This is a genomic window from Acinetobacter sp. YH12041 (assembly GCF_013419975.1).
Lineage (GTDB): Bacteria > Pseudomonadota > Gammaproteobacteria > Pseudomonadales > Moraxellaceae > Acinetobacter.
In genome coordinates, this window is the sequence record NZ_VOZC01000037.1 from 1 (window position 1) to 8226 (window position 8226).

Genomic DNA, 8226 nt, shown 5'->3' on the forward strand with positions numbered 1-8226 from the left:
ACTTGAGATTGCTTTCACAATGGTTGTTCCTGTTTAGGAGGAAGGAGGGTGTCACGCCCGTTGATTTTCTACCTAAGCGTGTACCAGAAAAGGACACGACCAATAAGCTCGACTCGCTGTGTGCATTAGGAAACTGGTGCTCGCACGGTGGGAACGGGGGCTTGTCGGGTGAAAATCCCGCATTCTACTCACTCTCCTTAAAAGGGGGTCTTGCTTTAAGTGGTATCACGGTTGAGAAAACTTAAAGCAGGATGGGCGACAAGGAAACGGACGGTTTACCGATCCTGAACAACTTGATTGCAGTAGATGAAAAAGCTACTGCGAGTGGTAGTGGACGATAAGGAATGTCGTCGCGCTAGTACCACCCTTTCCATGCTTGAAAATGTCTATACGGCATGGTGAGTGACTGACAGGTGGGCTTCTCACGTTGTAGCAATGCAACGGGTCTAGGAGTTGAAAGACGGCCTTAGACGACACTTTTTGGTTAGGTAGCATGATTTGTCGTGATGACAGTTACCGAAGCTATTAAAAGGTCGATGGATAGCTCAAGCCTGTAACGGTGGGGCAGACTGAGGATGTTGTAGGCGAAATTAATACAACACTGGCGTACCCTGCTATACAGTGCCGAAAACTTAAGTACGTTAGCTTTGTCTTTATCATCTTATTCGGTAATCAGAATCTTGCAGGTTTTATCTGAAAACGGTGGAGTAATAAGAGATAGAGAAGATTGTGACGGGGGCTTGAGTATTAAATGGCTAGAGTTGTATCTAACTTGGGAAACACTAACGTAGCGTTGGCTCTCCGATTCGACGGGTGCCGAGGTATAACGTATTGCGGTTTCATAAGCAGCGGATTAAATACCCGTTTTCTTATGGATTTATAGTGTGGGAGCGCAATCAGTAGACGTTCATGATTTCACGGCTTCGGCTTTGAATAATTGAACAATTTCATCTTGTAAGCGTGGCTTAGAAAACGTGTGGTGAAGATCACCGAAGTGTAGTGAGCTTGATGAAACGAAAATTTGCTCGGGCAATGGAAGTATTTGAAGTCCGGCTTGCGAGCTTATAGCTTCTTGGATTGGTTTCCTTGCTATAAGTAAGCTTGCGTAGCATCGAAAGAAGAAAAAAACTTCGAGTAGTGGCTACAACGCATAGAGAAACAGGTGGTGCTGTCTTTATGGAGATTAAGCGTTTAATTCTATATTTCAGAAAACAGGTGGTGCTGTTACTGAATAGAATTGGGAGTCATCCCTTAAATGGCTAGGTCTACACCGACCAAAGTTGAAGTGTTGCAGCACTGATTTCCTTGATGCTGCATTAAAACTCAATAGGGAATAACTCTGTTGAGTAATCTATGGAAATCAAAACGTCCGAAGTAACGTTAATACTTCAATGAATCTAGTTTGGTTCAACCATTGGTTTTACTAAGCTAGCGTACTCCTCAGCGCAAGAGGATATGGCAATTGCCCTTTTCAGCTTCTCCAGTAATGGAAAAGTTGAACTAACAAAGAGTTTTTAAGCTCTTTGAACTACTTAAGCCCTGCTTAGGCTAGTTAAACACTTACTAACTGGAACTATATTGGGCAACCAATGTTTTGACTGTTAGCTGATCTTCTAACTTCATTTTGGAGTTTTGAAGGTTTATAACCCTTTAAAGGGCTAGTACATTTTGTATTAGCCCTTTATCTTCTCTTTTGCGTTTTAAGCCACTTTTTACTTTCAATAGGTAAACTTAAAAGGAACTAAGGAAAAAACGAAATTGGTGCAAACCATGAGTTAGAGTTAAGCCAATATCGCAAGTTTAGATCTTCAAGATTTTGTTTGGATAACTGTCAATAACCAACCTAAATTAGCCTAAGCTAAACTTAAATTATTAAAGCGTGGAACATATTTAAAATTGACTGAAATGACAAAAACCGAATGCTACGAGCTATTACCTGATTTAGGGTAAATGTCCGCCCCATTCAGTTCCCATTCAGCCATCTTCTAATCGTTCTTTCATTCACTTCGCATTCCAATGCTATTTCTTTTACTGTCTTTCCTGAGTTTTTAAGTTCTAGAGCCTTTTCTTTTCTTTCAGAAGCTTTATTTTTACGAACTTGGACCGACACTTTATTTCCTAATTTTCCCTTATATCTTTGTCGTTCAATGAATTCTTGATAGCAGTAACCATCATTTTTCCAACAGAAACGGCTGATACTCTTTGCTATACATTTAATTTCGTTGTAACCCAGTGGCTCAGATAACCCCTCATTTAGCGTCATACAATGAGCGATCATAGCTTTTTCCCATTGTTTATACGTCTTCCCTCTATATTTTCTGATCTCAACATAAGCAAAGGGACAAGCTGTGTAGAAGATATAACAATTTCGACCAAGCCCTATTGCTTCATCCAATTTGATATTGGGCTTTTCATACTTGTTCTTTGGTAGATCTATCTTTTCAGCCAATTCATAGAGTGAATAAGGCTTTTTTCTTAGTTCTGTTACACGCCATTGGCTAGATAAAGGATTCTTAGTAATCACCCCTGTATAACCAATATCAGCATCGAAAAGCTGTTGAAGGCGTTTTAAAATAGCATGAGCAAAAGCTATGACATTTTGCCTACTAGCATCAGTTTTATAGATAGGAGTTTCAAGCTCAAAAATGATATGAGCCTTACCATTATGAAAGTTCGATGTGACTAAGTTTGGTAGAGGTATGCCAGAACGTTCAAATAGAATATCCGCAATAGCAGCTTCATAATCTAAATCTAGAATGAAATAGTTCTGATAAAAAGGGCTATTCGGCTGAATATAGCTATAAGAGATCGCTAGTTCTTTTGGTCGAACTAATAGAGGTTGTCCCTTTTCATTGGTACACCACGGCTTTCTAGGCAATTTGTTTGCAAATTGCTCTCTAAAAGAGCTTACGTCTATCTCGGTCAATGTTTTTATCCAATTTGCATTGTTTTTTTTAAAGGCAATAGATAAAATGACCGTAGATTCTAGGGGCGGTCATCTTCAATGCTCTGTCCTGAAAAAAAAGTCCTACTCGCCAAAGTTCTGGGCTTTTTTTTCGTCTGTAATAAAGTGTTACTTACTTGAAACGATACGTTAATAGAAGATCTTTTCTAAATCTAGTATTTCGTACGTCGAATAGCAATTTTTTAATTTCTTGTAACATTTACCCTATTTTATTCTTCCTTAGTTTCAGCAATAACACCCACTATATCTTGTAGATGCTTCCTTTTAACCTGCTCAATTATTGGTTCAGGGTCAATTCCTTTTCCTTTAAGCTCAGATATTAAAGCTACAATAATCGACAAATTTAAGGGCAAAACTCCCTTACTTTTGTAGTTAGTAACTGAGTTAGGATGCATCCCTATTAGGGATGCAAAGTCCTTAATACTTAAACCACTATTGATAAGTTCTATCTGAAATTCACTATATGTCATAGCTAAGTACATCTATGATTTTTTCAAAATATAGCACACCAAAAACGTGAAAACAAATATATTATGTGTTTAGTGAGGTCCTAAAAACCGATCACCGTTAAAATGAATCATGTGCTCAGGCTCATTGGCTAACCAAACCTCAGTTTCCCATGCAACATCTGCAGAATACTTTCTAAACGTAGCTCTATCAGGGAATGCTGTGACATACACACAACCTAGATGGGTACTCTCCAACATAGCCTGTAATTCTTGCCATCTTTTTTCTGAAATTGGTCCATGAGTTGTGACTGCTTCTATCAGATAGAGCCATTCCTTTTCAGGATCGAAAGCCACGACATCAGGCAATTTATCTTTAGCAAGCTCAGGGATTCCTAATTTTGCGAACCATTCTGAGTTTAAAAATGCAAATTTTCCACCTGTTCCATCAATACTCGCTGTGTCGCCAACATATAAAAGTCGTGTTTCTGCACCTGCAAACTGGGGTAAAAATGTGTGAATAATATCTGCTTGTAATTGATTATGAGCACCTGCTGAAAGGCGCAACGGCTCTACCATATACGGTAAATTAACCAAAACTTGTGTCTTAGCCACACGTTTTTTGTGAGCTTTAAGCAATAATTTAGCGTTAATTGCATGGGTTTCAGCTTCACTCTTCCAGTCACCATTAGGCATTTTTTTTAAAATTTCTATCACTTCATCATTTAGACTGTAATTCGTTTGACCACTATTGGTTGGTCTTGTTAAGTCATCTCTATTTTTAGTTACAAGCCCATGTTGCATGAACTGATGTAATGTTTGTCGTCTAATAGTTTCACGGGTATTTGCTTTATATTCTTTAAAATAAAACACAGCCATAAATGCCATTAGATCTACGGTACGGTAGAGATTATTCGTAACACTTTCCCAACCATCAGAAGGCTTTAAATTAGCTAAAGCAAGTAAGGTTAAACACGCCCTTTCATTCTGTTGAGCCGGAGGTAAACCAAAAGCCTTCAACAACTGCTGTGCTTGATCAATTTTAGACTGTATATCTTGATTCATATTTAATCCGATCTTTCAAAAACTCGTCCGTTTGGTCTTCTTCAATTTTTCCTGTTAGCCAATCCGAACCTAACTTTTCAATTACTTCTTTCGAGCAGAATTTTAGGGTTTTTATTTCTGTAGCATTTACCTGAGTGTTGCCAGAGATAGTTCTAAAATAGGTATCAAACAAATTTGAGCGCAATATCAAGGCTAGACCATAGGTTTCTTCGAGCGTCATATCTCGGTCTTTGTGACCGATAAAATTAATATGATTTTCTAAGGCTACAAAATCTTGTTTAAAATTAGATGCTTCATATACAGCAGCACCAATTCTCTTCTTTTCATCTTTAGAACTAATTCTACGAATTAGGACATAGTTTTTATTAGGTACTAACCATTTACTCGCACCCTCAATTAAATAAAACCTCTTATCTTTCTTATGAGATCCATTAAATATGACTTTTAGATCTTGTAAATTATGTGCATTGATCAAAGGTAATGAATCAGTTTGAGTAGGCTCTAAAAACTCTTTTGAACGATACTCAACTACTGGACCTGTTGAAATGAAGTAACCCATTTCATCAAACGTATTTCCCCAGCTTTCAACCAAAGATAGAACTTCTGCATCTTCTCGGCTTTCAGGAATACGAATAAAAGATTCACTAGAGGTACTGTCTAAAAGCAGATCAGGAGCATAATCGTTAATCTCTGATTTATTGAGATCATCTACACCATTTGATGATGAAACACGAATTTGAGATTGCTGTAGATCTTTCACAATTTTGAAAATGACATTTTCTTGAAGTACATCACTCTCTTTAAAAGCATCTTTTCTTGATTTAAAAATATGAATTGCTTTCAAGCTATTGTTTTTAAGTAAATATTTTCTAAAACCTTTAAAATATAGCCCATTGGTAAAACTACGAGGAGTAATAAAAATTAGTTCTCCTTGTGGAGCTAAAAGGCTTAATGCTTTTGCAACAAACAAAGCATAAATATTGGGATCACCCTTAAATAAATGAGCCATTGATTTAGCATAAGGGGAAGTTTTCACAGAATATTTAAAATATGGAGGATTAATACAACAAACATCATAGGTCTGATTGTTTTTTTCCAAGATAAAATCTTGGTTAATAACCTCATAACTGAATGAGATTCCTTCATTTTCTTTAGAAAAAGTATCTAAATTCTCTTTTAATAATGGGATAACTAAATCATCTTTCTCATAGGCTGTTAAATGTAATTTTTTAAAGCCCAATTCTTTTAATTTTAATAATGCAGAAATCCCCAAAATACCTGCACCTGCACCTGCATCTAGAACACTAATAGATTGGCTCTTGTCCTTATCAAGAGTAATCAAACTAGCCATGAATGTTGCTATTTCACTAGGTGTAAAGAATTGCCCCAACTCCTTTTTTTCACTGGAAGCTTTCGTCTGTAAAAACTGATTTTGGGTAATAGAGATGTTTGAGATCATAAGTAAATCTTAAATAGGACAGTGCAATTGTAGTGTATGTAAGGAAATAAACAGTAAATCGTTGGCTAATATACGAGCCTTCACTCATCAAATACGGCACTAACAACTCGACTAAATAAGCCCTTTCTCTTTGGTCTCTTCTCTTCTTCAAGGATAGGCTTCGGAATTAGATGTTCTTCTTGCTTCTTTTCAAGCTCAGGTAGCTTAGAAAGAACTGGATCACTCTGTTGTTTCTCTACACTACCTTGTACTGACGATTCTTTAGGAGCTGTTAAAAGGGTTTGGAGCAAATGGATACTACTATCCTTAGTTTTAATCTGTTCCTTCAAAAAGTCTTCTGTCTCTTCAGCTTTTTTAAGCTGTTTCTGTAGCATTTCAACCTGTAGCCTTAGAGTGTCAACTTCTGTCTGCTTTTGTAACTCGGTAGACTGTAACGCAGTTACATTTTGGTTTCTTTCACTTGGTTCACCAAACACTCTAATAGCTTCTGCAAAATCTATTTTTCCGTCACTCCCCTTGCTTAGATCCCCTTTATTTATACGTTTATATATACTTTGTCGGTTCAATCCATAAAGCTTTGCAAGCTCACCTACAGTCATTTTTTTCATGCGTTACATCCCCTGTCACTAAAGGTATTCAATATACACTTGGGCGACAGGGGAGGGCTACATTTATGGTCAATGTTTTAATATATGGGAATATTTTGAAGGGTTGAAAGGCTTTACCAAGATACTGAAAGCATCCTGGTAAAGCTGTCCATCGTCATGACAAATTTTCTGCTTGTTTATTGGTATTTTCATAAAAACTCAGGATAGATCGAAGCATCATTAGCTCTAAATTATCTTTGGGATAAAAGTGAGCATATTCCCAGTGCTTATATTCGTCTTTCAACTGCCCAAAATATCCAAGTTTAAGCGTATGCGAGTCCAACGCTTTATCTAGGTCTTTCCCACATTTATTTTTAAAAGTTCTTCTAAATACACCATATTCCCTACCAATATCCGAACGCACCCCACGATGTCCGACATATTTAGATAGAAAGCCATGAACTCGATCTACATCCTTTAAAAATAGATTCTTTTTGCCCTGATAAGTAAGGATCAGACCATTCAACGCATCACGGATAGTATTCAAAGCACCTTCACTTAAACAGACAGTCCATTCCTGCATAGGAACGCTAGTTTTCTTAGGTTTATTCCCTGCTGTTTCAGGATTTCTAGCAAACTCCTTTTCCCAAGCCTTTAGTTCTCGTTGATACTTTGCTTCGGCTTTTTCAGGCGTAATCTTTGCGCCTCTTTTAAGAATTTTGTAATTCTTAAGCAATACAGTCTTAACTGGCGTGTTAAATCGTTCTACGTTCGGAATTAATGCTTTTAATTTCTTGTTGATTTCGCTGACATGATCTTGGTTTTTAATATCAAATAAAGCAGGTTTACCATGCTCAATAACTAAGAATGATTTTGGAATGGTAACAACCAAGCAAGCTGTAATTCGAACATCCTCAAAGTGGTTTCTTTCCAAGTGATCAAAACTAATATCAGTAACAGTTACTCGTAAATTATTGGCTAGGTTGTACTTCACTGGTTCACTTTCAGATTTTACGGAAGCCATAAGGACCAGATCAAAAACAGGCTGAGTTTTTTTGTGTCGATGCCGTGTACTTGCACTAGCTTCTAGATTGTAGCGTTCAATCCATCCTTTTTTAGATTCCCGTCCTCTAATAACTCTTAATGCATCCTGATAATGATGAAATTCATGATAAGAGATCAGACAAACTTCACCATTTGCTTCGGCATAGGTGAATCTTTCTCTAACCAATTGCAGGAATTTTGCTTTGGTCGTTGAATAGTAAATCAATCCTTTAACTCCCCTATCAACACAAAAATAGGCTTAAAAAACCATTTTTATGGAATAACGATGACATAACCATAACAGAAAAATTATGACATAACCATAACAAGTAAATTCTAGGAAATACTCAATTTTTACGACCTTCTAAATCTGAATATACATGCTTTTTGGTCACATGATGGTATCAGCTCAATAGAACCTGCTGTAATTGACTTTTGATAAGGAAGGGCGTAAAAATTGAGCTGTAGATTGACGCTTAATCTCATGGGCTACCAACCCGACTTCAAATTTCTCAAGTCGGGTTACCCGCCCGACTTGAGATTGCTTTCACAATGGTTGTTCCTGTTTAGGAGGAAGGAGGGTGTCACGCCCGTTGATTTTCTACCTAAGCGTGTACCAGAAAAGGACACGACCAATAAGCTCGACTCGCTGTGTGCATT

The 8226-nt window shown here is 37.2% G+C and carries 7 protein-coding genes; 1 reads left to right on the forward strand and 6 read right to left on the reverse strand.

All coding sequences use genetic code 11. The features are described 5' to 3' along the window. Positions 1-245: hypothetical protein (locus tag FTU00_RS15510; RefSeq protein WP_218951809.1), on the forward strand; the 245-nt coding region annotated here is incomplete at its 5' end. Between the two features lie 1718 nt (positions 246-1963). Here the strand turns inward: FTU00_RS15510 and FTU00_RS15080 are convergent. The 6 genes from FTU00_RS15080 to FTU00_RS15105 all read right to left on the reverse strand — a co-directional run bounded on the left by FTU00_RS15080 (position 1964) and on the right by FTU00_RS15105 (position 7792). After that, positions 1964-2926, reverse strand: coding sequence for a replication initiation protein (locus FTU00_RS15080; RefSeq protein ID WP_180048582.1), 963 nt, complete (start codon positions 2924-2926; stop codon positions 1964-1966). 248 nt (positions 2927-3174) lie between these two features. Then, positions 3175-3435, reverse strand: coding sequence for a tellurium resistance protein TerC (locus FTU00_RS15085; protein ID WP_180048577.1), 261 nt, complete (start codon positions 3433-3435; stop codon positions 3175-3177). Between the two features lie 69 nt (positions 3436-3504). Continuing rightward, positions 3505-4476: a BsuBI/PstI family type II restriction endonuclease gene (locus FTU00_RS15090; RefSeq protein WP_180048578.1), complete on the reverse strand. Its 972-nt coding sequence runs from the start codon at positions 4474-4476 to the stop codon at positions 3505-3507. Continuing rightward, a complete protein-coding gene (locus FTU00_RS15095) occupies positions 4454-5935 on the reverse strand; it encodes an Eco57I restriction-modification methylase domain-containing protein (RefSeq protein WP_180048579.1) in 1482 nt (493 codons plus the stop codon). Before FTU00_RS15095 ends, FTU00_RS15090 begins: the two co-directional genes overlap by 23 nt. Positions 5936-6015: 80 nt before the next feature. Then, positions 6016-6543 carry a plasmid replication DNA-binding protein gene (locus FTU00_RS15100; protein ID WP_180048580.1) on the reverse strand — a complete coding sequence of 176 codons (528 nt, stop codon included), beginning with the start codon at positions 6541-6543 and terminating at the stop codon, positions 6016-6018. Between the two features lie 154 nt (positions 6544-6697). After that, entirely contained in the window at positions 6698-7792 is a 1095-nt protein-coding gene (locus FTU00_RS15105; RefSeq protein ID WP_180048581.1) for a hypothetical protein, read from the reverse strand. Between the last annotated feature and the right edge of the window lie 434 nt (positions 7793-8226).

Bases quoted from the DNA above. Each gene is read 5' to 3' on its own strand.
- FTU00_RS15085 (WP_180048577.1), bottom strand. From the start codon at position 3,435: ATGACATATAGTGAATTTCAGATAGAACTTATCAATAGTGGTTTAAGT.
- FTU00_RS15090 (WP_180048578.1), bottom strand. From the start codon at position 4,476: ATGAATCAAGATATACAGTCTAAAATTGATCAAGCACAGCAGTTGTTG.
- FTU00_RS15095 (WP_180048579.1), bottom strand. From the start codon at position 5,935: ATGATCTCAAACATCTCTATTACCCAAAATCAGTTTTTACAGACGAAA.
- FTU00_RS15100 (WP_180048580.1), bottom strand. From the start codon at position 6,543: ATGAAAAAAATGACTGTAGGTGAGCTTGCAAAGCTTTATGGATTGAAC.